Below are 16,510 nucleotides of genomic sequence, written 5' to 3' on the forward strand. Positions count from 1 at the left end.
CAGATAGCTTGTCTTATTTTATGGACAAATTTGTGATAACTTAGCTAACCATAGCGGCTAAGTAGAGTTACGGTAGTTCTTCCTAGTGGTAAAGTTCCGTAAGAATGTCAGTAAAATCAACAAAAGTGTATTCTCAATTTAAAAGTATCCTGATCGGGCTTAGCCTGATTTCGTTGCTTACGGGTTGTATACCAAACGCAACGCCAAAATCGACGGGTCGGGGGTCCACCGAGCCCTCGCGTGACGATAATCTTGCGCTTGGAAATCCAAGCGGAGCATCGGTCAGCGATCCCGAAAATTATCTGCTCACCAAATCGGCCTATGTACTTTCGTACAGTCGCAGCCGGGGTATCGCCAACTGGGTTAGCTGGCACCTGAGCCCGGCCTGGAAGGGCGATAGTCGCCGAACAGATGATTTCCGACCCGATCAAACGCTGCCCGCCGGTTGGTTTGCCGCCCGGACGTCCGACTACACCAACTCGGGATTCGATCGGGGTCACCTTTGTCCGTCCGACGACCGCGACGGTTCGCCGGAAGACAATTCGGCCACCTTTCTGTTGACCAACATCGTACCGCAGGCACCGCGTCATAATCGTGAAGTCTGGAAAAACCTGGAGGAGTACGAACGGCAACTAACCACGACCGGGAACGAGGTTTACATTATTGCGGGAACTTCCGGAACGGGAGGTACCGGGCAGAACGGATACGCAACGACGCTTCCCAACGGAAAAATAACTGTTCCGGCCACGCTCTGGAAAGTTATTGTGGTGTTGCCGACTGGTTCGACCAACGACGCCGAACGCATCGCCACCGACACCCGAGTCATTACCGTCAGTATTCCAAATAATCAAACGGCTGCTGACAAACCCTGGCGGGCCTATATAATCAGCGTCGACGCGCTGGAAAAACAGACGGGCTACGATTTCCTATCGAACGTGCCAACTGAAATTCAGCGTATCATTGAGGCCCGGATCGATGGCAGCAACAGCTAAAGTCAGTTTTCTCGAAATGAAAAAAGCGGACGTTTGTCCGCTTTTTTCATTTTAAGCCATAGCCACTTCGAGCGGGGCCTCTGCCTGAATGCGTCGGGTGCGTCGGCGCAGTAAAGCGATGGCTTCCTCATCGTTGGCGAACGTGTTATTGACGTTGACCATATGGCTTGCCAGTATATCATATCGTTTACGCATCAGCAGGAAGAAGACCTGACCAAAATCCAGCCCATCGAAAATAATGGCTTTGTTCTGGGCGTATTTATCGAGCGTTTTCAGGAAAAACGTCGGGTGTTCGCTCCAGTGCATAGCGGGTCGAACGTGGTGGCTGATATGGTAGCCGTCATTCCAGCACTTCTTGTTGTACTTCACATTGATGCACGTCAAGCTGTTTTTGTAGGCATTGCCCGGATCATCGTTATCCACAAACGCATGCTGCGTCCAGTTGCCCAGCATAGCGATCAGCCGATAGATAAACAGCGGGAAAATAAAGACCGCTATCGTAGCAGGCAGGCTGATGAAGCTTAACAGCACACAAACGACGCCGAAAATGATTTCTCCGGTCAGCGCGCGGACCGCCAGTTTGGAACGGTTCTTCTGGCGAAGGTAAGTCAGCATATTACGCACACCTACTACGAAGAAGCGGCCAAAATAAGCGAGAAAACCACGAACGCTATCGCGTTGAAAAGTCATCGTACTGCTATCGTCATCCTCAAGATTATTCTCCGGATGGTGCATACCGATGTGATGGCTGTAGTAGGTTTCAGGCGTATGACCAAAAAACGGAGCGAGTATCCAGGGCAGATACTTGTTCATCCAGTCGTATTCAGATTTGAAAAACTGCCGGTGGCTCGTGCAGTGTAACATTAGCCCGAAAGGTCCCTTTATGCCAAAATTGCTGAAGCAGAAATGAACAATCGCTACCGCCCACCACATCCAACCCGTCACAAACGGCATGAACAGCAGTGCGCTCAGAGGAATCAGAATCAAACTAATGCGGATCGTGAGGTAGACGAAGGGCAGGTCGCGTTCATCTTTGATGTACTTGAGGAAAAACTGATCAAGCCGACTGTAGGTCCGGCCCGTAAACGTAGGGTCGTGAATGGTGCCCAGCACTTTCATATACTGTACGGTGGTTAAAGGATTGAAAAATAAAAATAGGGCGGTCTTGATTGTTGGATGTGCGACAATCGAAACCGCCCTGCTTGCCTGTATAACGAAAAAAACAGAAGTCAAATTGACTGAACTACTGATTTAATAGACAAAAGAACGAAGAATAAGTGGATAAGCAACTTATTGATTGATACTGAATTGCCTTCCCTGTAAGTAAGTAGGGGCTATTTCTTCTCAACAGCGTGACCGCCGAACTCGTTGCGAAGAGCCGCTACGACCTTACCGGTAAAGGTATCGTCCTGTAACGAACGGTAACGCATAATGAGCGATAGCGCAATGACGGGCGTTGGTACACCCAGGTCAAGAGCCGTTTCGAGCGTCCATTTACCCTCACCCGACGAGAACATTCTGCCCTTAATCTCATCCAGATTCGCGTCTTTTTTGAAGGCGCTTTCGGTCAGTTCCATCAACCAGCCCCGAATAACCGAACCGTGGCTCCACATGCGGGCTACAGCTTCGTAATCTATCGGGAACTGGCTTTTCTGCAATACTTCAAAGCCTTCGGCAATGGACTGCATCATACCATATTCGATGCCGTTGTGCACCATTTTAGTAAAGTGGCCACTCCCTGCCGGACCGGTGTAGAGATAACCATCCTTGACCGAAATGTCGTTAAACACGGCGTGCAGCGGTTCGATCACATCCGCGTCTCCGCCAACCATCGTACAGGCACCGTTCAGGGCCCCGCTGATTCCGCCACTGGTTCCGCAGTCGAGGAAGCCGATGCCTTTTTCTTTCAGATAAGCATGTCTGCGCAGCGAATCCTGATAATGCGAGTTACCACCATCGATAACCACGTCGCCGGGGTGCATAACGGCCAGTAATTGCTCAATAACATTATCGATGAGTGGACCCGCCGGGATCATCAGCCACAAGACGCGTTTTTCGGGCAGGGCGTCATATAAGTCCTGTAGGGTTGTAAAACCCTGAGCACCTTCTGCTTTGATGGCTTCAACCAGTGTTTCGTTGATGTCGTAGCCAACAACTGTATGGCCATGACGAACCAGGTTACTAACGAGGTTGAACCCCATTTTGCCTAAGCCAATAAATCCAATGTTCATAGTGATCAATGATTTGAGCGGTCAAATTGGCGATTTTTTTTGAAAGACCGCCCCTTAGCCGATAGAATTTAAAAACGACGATCGGGATAGAGTCGCGACCAGACAAGGGCCAGCACCACACCCACAATCGTTCCCGCGAAGTCGGCTGCGAGGTCTAGCCAATCCCCACTGCGGTTAATTGGTAATACATACTGAAGAATTTCGATCAAACCCCCAAAAAGCAGCCCGGCGATCAGAACGGGAACCACCTCAAAATCCGCTTCCCGCCAGAGAAATCCGAAGCCCGCAAAGATGGCGAGGTGCTGAAATTTGTCATCCCAACCCGTCAGCACATCGGGTATCTCATCATGCGGTGTCAGACAGCCAATCAGAATAATGACCATCCAGCCGATTGCCGCCCAACGAGCGAGGGTCAGGTACGTTATACCTGTGCGAGTCGTCTTATGCATTTGTTTTCAGTCGGTTTACGGTTAACAGCAGAAAAAACACCATTAAACTAACCAGATAAATGACGTTGCGCGAGTCGATGAGTCCACGGCCCAGCGCCTGGTACTGGTCATCCAGCGCAAAATAGGCTAGGTAGTAGGATAGATTACCAAAAAAAGACAACCCGGCAAGGGCGCTCAGACCGCTGTAGAGCAGAAAACTGAAAAATACGCCTAAGACAAAAGCAACAACCTGGTTGTCATTAAGCGACGAGGCCCATAAACCAATAGCAACAAAAACCCCGCCCAACAGAACCAACCCCGCATATGAACCGAAAACACCGGCCGAGTCGATATTACCAACCGGCGAACCGAGTTGATAGAGCGAAACGTAGTAAAGAATCGTGGGCAGTAGCGTGACGATGACCAGTAGCCAGCTCGCCAGAAATTTTCCGCCCACAACACCCCACCGGCTGACAGGCTTGGTCAGGAGCCATTCGAGTGTGCCGGAACGAACCTCATCGGCAATGGAGCGCATCGTAATAGCTGGCACCAGAAACAGCATGACATAGGGAGTTAGGTTGAAAAACGTACCCATATCCGCGTAACCGTTTTCGAGCAGGCTTGTATCGGGGAAGACCCACAACAGCAGTCCGATAGCCGTTAGAAACACGGCCATGATGATGTAGGCGATCGGCGAGGAGAAGAACTGGTTGACTTCTTTACGAAAAATGGCTAGCACGTATTGTCAATAAAGTAGATAGTGGTCAGGTAGCTGAATTGCGTGAAAACTGACTTCGCCCGTTACCTGTTTAGTCAAACGGATTTGCCTTGTCCCGACGTATAACAGCGGCAATAATTAAGGAGAGCAGAGCCCCAATAATCAGCGTACCGAACACCCCGGCAATGAACGTAAACCCCGGCGACTGGAATTTCTGTGAGAATTCGAGCGCCTGGTCAATTTGCTCATCAGATAGTTTTCCCTGTTCTTCCAGCTGTTCGCGGGCCTGCGCAAAGGCGCGTTGCTGAATACTTGGATCGATAAAGACGTTGTAGAAAGTAATGAAGGCCGCCGAGATCAGGCCCGCTACCGCCGACAGGAGGGCACCCATGCCGAAACCCTCGCCAAAGGCTATGTAGCCACCGGTACTCACCTTGTATTCACGCATGGCCAGCGCCAGACAGGCAACCATAGTAACAAGCGTCAGTACATTGAACCACATATTACTGGTCTGTCCGGTCAGGTACATGGCTGAGGTGATCAGAATCAGGGAAAGCCCGAGGAAGGCACCCCATTTCAACGCGACACGGGTAGGAGTTAGTTGTTCGTTCATACTGGAATAGAGTTTAGCATAGGTGTTTGGATAAAAATTGATTGTCGGACTATTCCAGAACATTGTAATCCTGCTTCCGGAAAATAAGCGAAACGATAAGCACGGGTAACACGGCCAGGGCTGTTTTCTTGGTCAGTTCGTCGGGAAGCAGTACGCCGGGCTTCATGTTGCTGACCTTTGCCCACTGTTCGTTGAAGGTTTCCGGGCCAAACTGATCCGTCAACTGCTTTTTACCTTCCAGCAATAATTTTTTTGAGTTAACGACATACTCGGCAAATACGTCCGGACTGACCTGAGTTACGAAAAAATAGACAAGCCATCCCGTCACAAGAGCGGCTATAGTGTTAAGCACGTAGCAAATCGTGATGCCCTCCCACAAGTGCAGCATACCGTGCCCGATGTATTTGCGGTAATACCAGACGGCGGCCACCATCATGATAATGTGAATACCAAAGTCCAGTACCCGAATATTGCCCAGAGGAGGGACCCCCAGCGCGTAAAGCCCCAGAAAGTAAAGGAAACACAAAACACCCGTAGCTAGCCCGGATAGGAATGGAATCTTTAGCAGTGGATGGTTGAAGTAAGCAGTAATAGCTTTCATGCGCTATGGTTGAAATGACCTTGATGCACCGTCCCGATAACACGTCCGGTAAGTGTCTGGCCTAAAAAGGGCGAGTTTTTTGATTTAGAGACCGTTCGGTCGTAGACCCAGCTTGCCGTTGGATCGAACAGCGTAAGACTGGCGGGTTGTTCTTCGGCAATCGTCACGGCGGGCAAGCGCAGAATTTGACGGGGGCGAATCGTCAGTTTGGTTATCAGCTGAGTCAGTGACAGATTCTGATTGTAGCTTATCGCTGCGGCAAAAAGTGTTTCCAGTCCGATGATGCCGAACTCAGCCTGATCGAATTCCAGATTTTTGCTCTCAGCATCCTGTGGCGTATGATCCGATACGATGGCATCGATCGTGTCATCGGCCAGACCCGCCCACAGAGCCGCTACATCATCGACGGAACGGAACGGAGGATTGACTTTAAGATTGGTGTCGAAACCGGCCAATGCCGAGTCATCGAAGACAAGCTGGTGAGCGGCCACATCACAACTGACGGGCATTCCCTGCGCCTTCGCCTGCCGGATCAGCTCAACCGAGCGAGCCGACGAAATCGTTGAAAAGTGGAGAATGGGCAGTGGAGGATTTTCCGTTTTCCGCTCCATCGGCTTCGTTCCCAGCACGTAATCGAGTAACCGCAGATCGCGCTCGATCATCAATTCTTCGGCCAGAGCGGGCAGCCCCTTCAACCCGAGCAATGTGCTCTGAATACCTTCGTGCATCTGCCCGAAAAGCGTCAACAGCTGTTCTTCGGGCCGGTTCATGAGCAATCCATTGATTGGTTGCAGGTATTGCAATGTCTTGAGCAGCAGGTCGGGATTCTGAAGGGGATGGTGCCCGTCCGTGAAGGCGATAGCCCCGGCGTGGTGCAAATCAAGCATCTCCGTAAAGTCCTCTCCGGCGGCTTTTTTCGTTACCGCGGCTGTCACATGAACACTCACCGGTTGCCCTTCGGCCATGCGTTGGACATACCCGAGTGATCCTTTGGCATCAATGACAGGTTGCGTGTTCGGCAGAAGAACGATAGTCGTAAAGCCACCAACCTGAGCTGCGTGACACACGCTTGTAATGTCTTCTTTGTGTTCAAAACCGGGGTCCTGTGCCAATACGCGCATATCAACCCAACCCGGCGAAACGTGCAGATTATCGGCTTCGACAACGCGAACGCCCTCGGCGGCTGGCAGGTTCGTGCCGATTTTTCGGATCAACCCGTTTTCAAGCAACAGATCACATACCTGCCCATCGAACGACGAAGCAGCATCAACAACACGGGCGGAGCGGAGTAAGAGTTGCATAACCTTCATCCTCTTTTGTCTGGAAAGAGGAGGATATGGGGTAAAATAGATGTAAAAAAAAGGCTCCACGGGCAATCAGCCTGTCGGAGCCTTCTCAAGTTTTGTCAAAAAGTGAATCAGGCACCAACCAATTCCTGGTAGGCATCAGCTGTCAGCAGCTCATCGTTCTGACTGGCATCGACAGGCTTCATGCGGATGATCCAGCCTTCGCCGTATGGGTCGGTGTTGAGTAGTTCGGGCGATTTCTCAATGGCCGGATTTAGCTCAAGTACTTCGCCTTCAATGGGTAAGAAAAGATCAGACACCGTCTTGACCGCTTCCACCGAACCAAAAACGTCGCCTTTGGCAAGCGACTGCCCAATGCTGGCCACGTCGATGTACACGATGTCGCCCAGTTCGTGCTGTGCGAAGTCAGTAATGCCGATCACGGCTGTGCCGTCAGCTTCTAGTCGAATCCACTCGTGATCCTGCGTATAACTCAGTTCTGCGGGAAAATTCATTTCAGGGTGATTGATTTATACCTACAAAATACGGTAGACTAGGCCGGATTTGCAAACGTATAAATCAGTCAAGGTTATTTGGTGACTGCTGACTGGGTTGGCGAAAAACTGGCCGGGGCTAATCGATCGCGGGCCTGCCGCTCGATCATCCACTGTGGATACGGTTTTGGCCTCGCGCTGATTTCGTCGAGTTTTTCCAGCTGTTCAGTCGTCAGGCTAAGTTCAGCAGCTTTGATATTGTCGATAAGCTGATCGGTGTTTTTCGCCCCAATGATCACGCTCGTAACGCCGGGTTTGGTCAAGACCCATGCCAGCGCAATTCGTGCGACGGAGACACCGTGTTCTTCCGCGATCTGCTGCATGACGTCGATAATGTCGTATGCTTTCTCCTGATCAACGGGCGGGAAATCAAAATTAAGGCGACGCGAACCGTCCTCGGGCTTGTTGTCGCGGGTGTACTTGCCGGATAAAAAACCGCCCGCCAATGGGCTCCACGGCAAAATGCCCATGTGTTGGTCTTCCACCATCGGAACCAGTTCATTTTCGAGATCGCGACCCGCAATGGAGTAGTAATTCTGGGTAGAAACAAATTTGCTCCAGCCGTATTTATCGGCAATGCCATTGGCTTTCATGACCTGCCAGGCCGCCAGATTGGAGCAGCCGATGTAGCGAACTTTACCACTGCGAACCACGTCTTCGAGCCCGCGCATGGTTTCTTCCAAGGGTGTTGATGGATCGAAGCCGTGGATCTGGTACAGGTCGACATGGTCCATTTGGAGTCGTTTCAGGCTATCGTCCAGCTGTTGCATGATCTGTAAGCGACCCAAGCCGACCTGATTTTTGCCTTCCCCCATCCGCCCGCGAACTTTCGTGGCAATGACCAGATCGTTGCGCGATAACCCCAGATCCTTGATGGATTGTCCCAGCAGGGTTTCTGACTGGCCGAATGAATAGACATTGGCCGTGTCGATAAAGTTAATGCCTTCATCAACCGCCGTCTTTATGAGTTCATTAACGCTATCCTGCTTGAGTTCACCAATGGCCTGCCAGTAGCCTTCACCGCCGAAAGTCATGGTGCCCAGGCAAAGTTCGGAGACCAGTACACCGGTATTTCCGAGAAAGTTGTAATTCATAGTTCGTTTAGTTGAGGTATACTACTGTCAACCTGCAAACGAACCGCATTGTTGATTTTATGTAGCCTGGACTTTAGTCCGGATAACAATCCAATTGGCTGTTATCCGGACCAGAGTCCAGGTTACATAAAAATAGACGAAGCATTATTCGGCCAGATTGAACTTGACCTGAATACCTCCGGCGGTCGTTGCCCGACGGAATGAGTTCGACACGAGCGGATCATTGAATGTCCGGTCGAAGTAGAAATTCAGGTTCAACCGGCGATTGACGATGTAGCTAACCTGTGGTCGTAGCTGGAAGTTCACGTTGCCGGCCGTAATGATCTGCTCGGCATCCAGCTTGCGCTGAATCGAGCGGGTATCGCGGAAGGTGACGTTGCAGGAGAACGTCAGGTCGTTCTTCAGCCGTTTGTAAGCACCATTGATACGGAATGGAATCCGGAAGTTCTGGCGCGTAAAACCAACCGATGCGGTGAGGTCCCGGTTACTCAGTTCAGCCACCTGTGAATTCGACAGGCTTAGTGCAATATCGCGACTCTGGTTATATTCCAACCGACCACTGACCCGATTCTTCGTCTGGAACTGCACCCCCAGCATCGGCGCGAACTTCTCCGACATCGTGATCGTGCTCATCGCAACGACCGGCACGTACTGATTCAGTTGGTTCACGATGGCGGCAGGAGAAAAGTTCTGAACGGCCAGATTGACATACGCGGCTCCATACTCCAGATTGGAGATAAAATTGCCGACGCTGTAGTTCGAGTTATAGCTGTGCGTGATGGTGAAGGCGCTGAATTTTTTCCGGATAAAGTCAAGCCCCGACAGCCCGTTGTAGTCGATTCGCCAGTTAGGTAGTGGGAAACTGTAGAACGGCGATAGCTGCGCTTTTTCTTTCGGCTGACCGCTGTAGGCCGCGAAGAATGCCGGAATTAGGACATCCTGCGACGTTTTAGTATATTGACCAACGCCCTCTTTGTTAAGCGCTGTCAGCCGCTCAAGGAAATACTGCCGGTTTTCTTCAAACCGGTCAAATATCGGTGACGTGTTGTCTTTGCGCAGTCCGATGAACGCCGTCCGGAATGACCAGAACGACATACTGAACTGACCGTTCCGAACCGGTGACTGGGTTTCGAACGGGCCGCCCTGCGTAGCGGGCCGGTAGTATTCCTGGTAGGCGTCCGAGCGGGTAAGCCGCCATTCGACCTGCATCCTGAAATCCTTGAACGGTTCCAGCGTGGTTCGGGCACTGAAATTTTTGGCAAGGGTCTGCTGGAACGCCGTATTCTGTACCGTACTCGGCGACAGCCAGCCTTTCTGAGCCGCTCGCTGCGCAATGCTATAATCCTGTCCGCCCATCACGAACCCGAGCCCCGGCGCATTTTCCTGACTCAGACCAAAGAAGCGGGGTGTGGGCAGAAAGCCCGGTAGAATGGTGGATTCCTGCACCGTATACGAGAAGTTGATACCCCGAACGGTTAGCAGTGCCCGCGTGAAATTCTTCAGAATCCGGCTTTCGCTCCGGTCAATGTCTTCGATGTCGCCGGGGTTCCGGGCAAAATTCTTGCGAAGCGGAGAGGGCGTATTGGCAAACCGCAAATAGCGAATCTTGTTATAAAGCCGGATCAGGTCGACGCGGCCCGTAATGCCCCGTTCGCGATTATTGCGCAGGATGTTCCCGAACGGCACTCCCGACGAATCGGCCACGCCAAACGAGTTGGCCTGGAACTGATACCCGACACCATACAACGCATCCGCCGACATCCAGTCGAGCAGCGGAATTTTGTCAAGCGGTAAGCGGTAGGTTGCCCGGATGTCCTGCACGAAATTTTTGATCCGACCCAGGTGCTTGATGCTGTTGATGATCGAATCGCGCTTTGCCTGCGTATTGATGTCGCCGGCGGGTTCATCGATGATGGCGTTCGCCTGGGCTTTGTAGGTCAGGACAAGGCTTCGCGTCAGGTTCCAGGTCAGATCATAGTACCGGTTGAAGAGGAAGTATTTTTCGTACTGGGGGGCAATGCCATTCGTTGTCAGGTCCGACGAGCGAAGCTGCGTTTTGATAAAACTCCGGTCCATATCGGTCCGGATCGACACCAAGGTTGGCAAGGGCGTGATGTTGAAATCCTTGAGCCAGCGTAGGTACGGAGCCTCAAACGATGCTTTGTTGCGGAACGGTTCGAATGTTTTCGGCTGACCGCTGTACGTGTATGCAATGCCACCCCGGGTCTGTTGTTGCAGATACTCCTGCGTCAGGATGTTGGTCCGCTTCATGTCGTTGTAGGCATAGGTGAACGACAGGTTCTCGAAATCGTAGAAGTGTGATTTCGCGTTGGTATTCGTCTTCACCTTCCTCACATTCGAGAAATTGTACCCCCGACGGGTGGTATTATCCTGAACAAGTTGCCGGTAGTTGTTGCGCTCGGCTCCTTCGGCCCGGGTCGAAAGAGATGTTTCCAGCGGTGTATCGGGATCGAGCGGATCGAAATGAGGATCGACATTCCGGTGGTCGTAATTGACGTACAGCGGAATCCGGAACCCCCAGTTCTGCGGTAAAAACTTATCCAGCGAAATGGCCGACGAGACACCAAACTCCGATGTCGTTTCGCGAGCGCGGTCGCCGATGCGCGTCTGTACGCCACCAAAACCGAACGTTGTCAGTCGCCCCGATGCCGTTACCGTTGCCAGATCAGCCAGTTTCATGTTCACGAACCCGATGGCCGCCATACCCGCGTGCTGGTCGTAGCCATAGGCCCGCAACTCATCGACCCAGATCGTGAAGGACTTGGACCGTTCGCCGTCGCCCGCCATTCGGGGGTTTCGCATCCCGATCATCACTGACTGCACCGAGCTTAGGTCCGGATTCCCGATAACGGTAATTCGGTAACGTCCGTCAGGCGTCATCTCGGAGTAAGGCAACGAGGTTCGGCGGGTGAGCAGGCGGTTTCGGTTCGCTTTCAGATTGATCAGGTCTGCCAGGGCAATGTCCAGATTATTCGCTTCGGGCCAGACCTGTAAACGCAACCCTTCATCATTGGCTGCGTCGCCCGTCAGGTTGGGTGGCGTATGGATCAGATTTGGAATCTCGATCTCATAATAGTTGTCCGTATAGTCGGTTCCCACCCGAACGAAAGCCGAAACCTGACCGTCTTCCTTGTCGGGGTTGTGCATGTGAACGAACATCTTAAGCCGCTCACGGAACAACAGGTCAATGTTCGTGTTGCGGAAGGCACCGCGCGAATCGCCGTCACGCAGGTTCGTAACGCTCATCCGCATTGACTGCTCGTTCAGTTCAACGGTGCTTACCTGCGTATAATCGCGGTCACGAACGTAACCTGGTGGAACGGTGTAAATGTACTTCTCACCCCCCTGCGATACCTGCTGGCTGCTGTTTTCTTCAATATTGACTGTAGATACTGTGAACTGGGCATCGTAGGGCTCTGGTACTTCCTGTAAGCCGCGCTGGTTGAGGTCGCCCGTGTACTTACGGTACTGATTGGCTTCCATTTGCAGCTCGGCAAACCGCAGCACGACCGGTTCCGCGAAATCGGTCATGTACATCCGGATAAACCGCATGGATTTGAACCCATTAATGCCGCCTACTTTACGCGTTGGTTCCCGGATCGGAACCCGGAATTGATACCACGTCACCACGCCACCCGGTGCGCCTTCGGACGGAACTGTCACCTTATCGATGATGTACTTGTTCTGGCCGACTTCCAGCTTACCCGGACGCAGATCAAGTTCGTATTCATAATAAGCCTCGGTGTCGTTGATCGTGTTGTCGATGTTGAGGTCTTCAATATCAGGCAATGTTGTTGACGCGGGGGTCAGGAACTGGTTTGTAGACGTGTTTTCGGGCGAGTTGTTTTCCATGCCCATGTAGTTCTTGTACCGCGCTACGATATAGCGCTGCTGATCGGCTTCGTCACCGAGGTAGAATTTGAAATCGTCGTTAGCGGGGTCCTGCCGGATGGCCGAGAGCGCCGTTGGGTTGGTGACCGTAGTACCAATCGAGTTCAGGTAACTTTGGAAGCGGGTTCGTTCCGCTGCGTTGCCCAGCCCATCCAGTCCCACATCCTGCCGCTCGCGACCGCCACTCTGGAACGCGTTCGTCACGAACTGCTGCGTAGGGGCCCTTCCCCAGGCGGTTTGTTCGGTGCCGGGATTGCGGGAGCTGACGGTCGAATCGACCGGGAAGCCATTCTCAAATTCGTACCGGCTGTCTTTGATAACATCTTCCGAAATATCGCCAATGTTGAAGATCAGCTTTCCGCCCGTAGTGTTGTTGGTGTTTTGTATGTTCGGATCGTTGCTCCCGCGAACGACCCCGGCAGTGCCCTGCACGAACGGGTCCATGAGCCAGAACGTAAGGTTTTCGATGTTGGCATTGTCGAAATCGATGTCCGATGCAATGGCCCGCGTTACGGCACCAAAGTTGCGTTTAGGGTTTAGCAACCGACCGTTCGCGTCAAGGCTCGTGTTGTAGTTGTACATACCCCGTTCTGACGGGAAATACGACACGTCCAGAATACTTTCGGGCAACTGAACGGGCCGAACCGACCGACCGGGGAACAGATCCTGCGGCAGGAAATAACGTTCGTAGACATTCTTTTTCACCTCATCGGGGTCGATGTTCGAGACAACGCCCTGCGAACCCGGTGTATACAGCGTCGGATCGACGGAATAAACCGACATGTGCGCCCGATTATAGGCCGATTCCAGCGGATTCTGGAATGTGCCCTGGGGGAACTGCTGGGGCGTTGCGCCGAGCCGCCAGCGCGTCGGTTGGCGGGTCAGATCGAAAATCGTACGGGCAGCCTCAAAGTCGTCCAGGTAACTCTCGTTACGGGCGCGGGGATTGGTGCCGGGCAGCAGTTGGGCTACCTCACCGCTTACCTGAACGGTCGACAGCTCTTTCGTCTGTATCATTGGCAGCTTGTCCAGCAGCCGGGTCAGGCCGGGCGCATCCCGGCGAAAGTTAGCGTTCAGACCCAGAATGGTATTGTTGACCGGTTCGTTGCCGATGGCCACCCGTGTCAGGTACCCAGCGGGCGTTTCCTTCATGTGCATGGCCGTGAAGCCCAGGCTGAAGTCGCGGTTGATGGCATAGTCCAGGTGCGTACCGATCAGCGACCGGATCTGATTCTGGAACAAATCCGGCTGTTCGTAACCAATCCGAATTTCGCGACCCGAATTGCTGACACTTTCGTTGATGATCCGCAACCGACCCGTTTGCGCTTCGAACACATAATCACCGCCCGGCGACAGCGGAACGCCCCCCGCCGTAACCGTGATCGACTGCTCATTGACGCCGTAGGGTAACTGCACTTCGACACCATTGCCCGATTGCAGGGAGCCTTTCAGGAAAAATTTGTTCCGGTCGGCCAGCTGCTGCGCGTCGGCCAGCGTCGTTCGATACAGCTGATTGAAGACATATTTAGATTTTAAGGCATCCTCGTCGGCCCCAAACTGTCGTTCCAGATAAGAGCCGAAGGGTTCCAGCACCGGGAAAATAACCTTGCCGTATCGACTGTCTACGGTGATGTTTTCCACAAAGTCGAAGTTACCATCGGGTTGCGCGTCCAGCTGCTGATTAAGCCGGTCCATGCCAAATAGCTGCACCAGCGGACGGTTTTGCGTCAGACGACCTTCCTGAAGGTTGGGGTTGTCGATCCCAGTCAAGTCGTCTTTGTAAATGATCCGTAACTGAAAACCCTGACGAACGATCTGCGCCGAATTAAGCGAGTAGATGTTCTTCATCATCAGGTTCCACATAGGCAACTGGAGGTTGTTGCGGATGGTCGATGATTTCAGCAGTTTCAGCACCAGCACCTCGTCGTCCTTGCGGGACTGGTAATCCTCGGTCAGTTCACCGACCTTGTAACGACGGCCCTGATAGGTGTACTCGTAAGCAACCGCCAGAATTTCATCATTACGCAGGGGTGTTACCAGCGAGATGTAACCCAGTTCCGGCTGTAGTTTGTACTCACGATCGGTTAGCCGTTTGGACCCACGCAGCAGGTCGTAATCCGTTCCTTTCACCAGACCGAAGGCGCTGGTTAGCTGATCCGATGTCTGGTCAACCTGCCGGAACAACGCGTTGGTGTTCGCGGTAAGTTTACTGTATAGTCCGTTTGCCGTGTTGCTCGCGGGCGTCCGGCTGCTGGTTGAAAAGGGTTGTAAATTCGGGTTCGTCTGGTTGTAGGGATTGCCTTCCCCCAAATCCTGAAAGCCAACGATGTTGCGAAGCGATTCCGTCGTGTTGGTCCGGTTGGTGACATACACCTCGATTCGGGTTACGTTCACCCCTGAGGTGACCTGGGGCAGCGACCGCAACGATTGCTCGTAGATGTTGCGGAAAAACTGAGACAGGAAAAAGTGGCGGTTCTCGTCGTATTGGTCGGCCCGAATCTCAAAAGGGCGGTTCGAGGTGCCACCCCGCAGGACGATCTCATTCTTGCGCGAGCGCTGCTGCGATAACACAACCGTTGCGTTCAGCTTACCGAAGCGTAACTGAGACTTAATCCCGAACAGATTCTGGACACCCGGAATCAACTGGCTGTTAACGGCCCAGCTAATATTACCGACTTCCAAACCCTGCAAGATACTCTCGTTCTGGGGGGTAAAGCCGGGTAAACTACCACTTGCGCCCGGAACACCGGGTAGGTTTGGAACCGATGGTAAATTGGGTAAACCCTGCCCAGAGCCAAAAGCGGGTAGGCCGCCACCCGGTTTGTAGTTTACTTTCAGTGCGTTCTCGAAATTGAAACTCGCTTTCGTGTCAAAATTGGCCAGTACGCCCAGTTTTTCCCCGATCTTTCCGTTAAAGTTGATGCTAATCTGCTCATTGAACAGGAAGTTGCCATTCCGACGTTGGCGCACGGGTAGCACCGGGTTGTCGATAAACTGGTACAGATAACCGAAGTCGAGCGTAACGAACCCGTTGGGTTTAAAGTCGATGTTGCTCCCGCCAAAGAGTCGGTCAATAACGGGGGGGAGTTCCAGTTTCGGGATCAGACCACGGCCTGTTACCGCACTTTGTCCTTCGCTTCGGGCACTGTACTCGCGCAATGTATTCTGTCCAACGCGCTGGTTCTGAAGCTGATTATACGTGGCATACGGGACAGATTCCGACGGGCGGTAGGGCATGCCAAACTGCGAAGGCGGCAAGGCCAGACCCGGTACCGGAATGCCGGGTGAAATAGTCCCCGGTGGCGTCGTGTTGGGTGACGCAGCATCCGGGAACGTAGCCGTCGAGCTGCCGGGTACGGTATTGTTCGTTCGCCCCTGTACGTTGTTCGGCATGGGCGCACCGGACAGCGACACGCCTGAGCGAACCCGCTCCGAAATGTCAACCCGCCCTTCTGGATCAAGGTGGAAATCGGTTGCTACGCCTTTCGGATCTCGTAAGATAAACGGAGAGCGCGATTGCCGTTCGGAGAAACGTGTAGCGCGTCGGTCAGGCCAGTTGACGGTTGGCCGGCGATTGGCGCTGCGTACCGCACGGATGCTGTCATTCCGGTCCTTAATAGCCTGTTTGATCGAATCTGCCCGCATCGTCGAACGGCGTCGGGCTTCAGCGCGGGCCGAATCCTGTATTGCCTGCTGACGACGGCCCGCAGCTCCCCGGCGGGTGGGCGCGGCAGGCTGGTTCTGAGCAATGGCCAGACCCGTGCCCAGTAGGAGCCACAGCAAGGGTATTAATGTCCTGTTTCGGGCAAGCGCAAATCTCCCTACGGCCAGGAAACAGGTATTAATTATGTATTTGTGAACAAGGTAAGGGTTCACCATCAGCAATACGTTCAGGTTCGGTAGTGGCAGTGCATTCTGACGCCTTTCCTTAAACGGCCAAAATTGGGCCAATCGTCTAATCAAGCGATAGATTTTTTACAGGCGGCCAAACAAACAAACCTACGATGTTGTTAGAGCCCGGCGAATCGTAAAAGTAATCTTTTTTAACACTACTTTAATTCCTTTGCAGTTAAGTAAACGT

11 protein-coding genes are annotated in these 16,510 nt (G+C 52.7%); 1 reads left to right on the forward strand and 10 read right to left on the reverse strand.

Features of this window, described 5'->3' with window-relative positions:
* Positions 1 to 104: 104 nt before the first annotated feature.
* Positions 105 to 992 carry a DNA/RNA non-specific endonuclease gene (locus tag GK091_RS19375; protein ID WP_164041538.1) on the forward strand — a complete coding sequence of 296 codons (888 nt, stop codon included), beginning with the start codon at positions 105 to 107 and terminating at the stop codon, positions 990 to 992.
* Between the two features lie 51 nt (positions 993 to 1,043).
* Here the strand turns inward: GK091_RS19375 and GK091_RS19380 are convergent, their stop codons facing one another.
* From GK091_RS19380 to sov, 10 genes are all read right to left on the reverse strand, one after another.
* Positions 1,044 to 2,111 (reverse strand): fatty acid desaturase family protein, encoded by a 1,068-nt coding sequence (locus tag GK091_RS19380; RefSeq protein ID WP_164041539.1) that lies wholly within the window; start codon positions 2,109 to 2,111, stop codon positions 1,044 to 1,046.
* Between the two features lie 215 nt (positions 2,112 to 2,326).
* The gene (gene gnd, locus GK091_RS19385; protein WP_164041540.1) at positions 2,327 to 3,223 is read right to left on the reverse strand and encodes a phosphogluconate dehydrogenase (NAD(+)-dependent, decarboxylating); all 897 of its coding nucleotides are present in this window, start codon (positions 3,221 to 3,223) and stop codon (positions 2,327 to 2,329) included.
* 68 nt (positions 3,224 to 3,291) lie between these two features.
* Positions 3,292 to 3,672, reverse strand: coding sequence for a VanZ family protein (locus GK091_RS19390; protein ID WP_212592987.1), 381 nt, complete (start codon positions 3,670 to 3,672; stop codon positions 3,292 to 3,294).
* Positions 3,665 to 4,390, reverse strand: a complete 726-nt coding sequence (gldF, locus tag GK091_RS19395) for a gliding motility-associated ABC transporter permease subunit GldF (RefSeq protein WP_164041541.1) — start codon at positions 4,388 to 4,390, stop codon at positions 3,665 to 3,667. Before gldF ends, GK091_RS19390 begins: the two co-directional genes overlap by 8 nt.
* 70 nt (positions 4,391 to 4,460) lie before the next feature.
* On the reverse strand, positions 4,461 to 4,982 hold the full coding sequence (locus tag GK091_RS19400) for a DUF4199 domain-containing protein (protein WP_164041542.1): 522 nt from the start codon (positions 4,980 to 4,982) through the stop codon (positions 4,461 to 4,463).
* 49 nt (positions 4,983 to 5,031) lie between these two features.
* Positions 5,032 to 5,583, reverse strand: a complete 552-nt coding sequence (locus tag GK091_RS19405; protein WP_164041543.1) for a DUF4199 domain-containing protein — start codon at positions 5,581 to 5,583, stop codon at positions 5,032 to 5,034.
* Complete coding sequence (locus GK091_RS19410) at positions 5,580 to 6,884, reverse strand: dihydroorotase (protein ID WP_164041544.1); 1,305 nt, start codon at positions 6,882 to 6,884, stop codon at positions 5,580 to 5,582. The genes GK091_RS19405 and GK091_RS19410 overlap by 4 nt, the downstream gene beginning before the upstream one ends.
* Before the next feature lie 116 nt (positions 6,885 to 7,000).
* Positions 7,001 to 7,384, reverse strand: a complete 384-nt coding sequence (gene gcvH / locus GK091_RS19415) for a glycine cleavage system protein GcvH (protein ID WP_164041545.1) — start codon at positions 7,382 to 7,384, stop codon at positions 7,001 to 7,003.
* Between the two features lie 74 nt (positions 7,385 to 7,458).
* The gene (locus tag GK091_RS19420) at positions 7,459 to 8,517 is read right to left on the reverse strand and encodes an aldo/keto reductase (RefSeq protein WP_164041546.1); all 1,059 of its coding nucleotides are present in this window, start codon (positions 8,515 to 8,517) and stop codon (positions 7,459 to 7,461) included.
* A gap of 144 nt (positions 8,518 to 8,661) precedes the next feature.
* Positions 8,662 to 16,308: a T9SS outer membrane translocon Sov/SprA gene (sov, locus tag GK091_RS19425; protein WP_164042915.1), complete on the reverse strand. Its 7,647-nt coding sequence runs from the start codon at positions 16,306 to 16,308 to the stop codon at positions 8,662 to 8,664.
* Between the last annotated feature and the right edge of the window lie 202 nt (positions 16,309 to 16,510).

Origin of the sequence: Spirosoma agri (genome assembly GCF_010747415.1) — a bacterium.
GTDB lineage: Bacteria > Bacteroidota > Bacteroidia > Cytophagales > Spirosomataceae > Spirosoma > Spirosoma agri.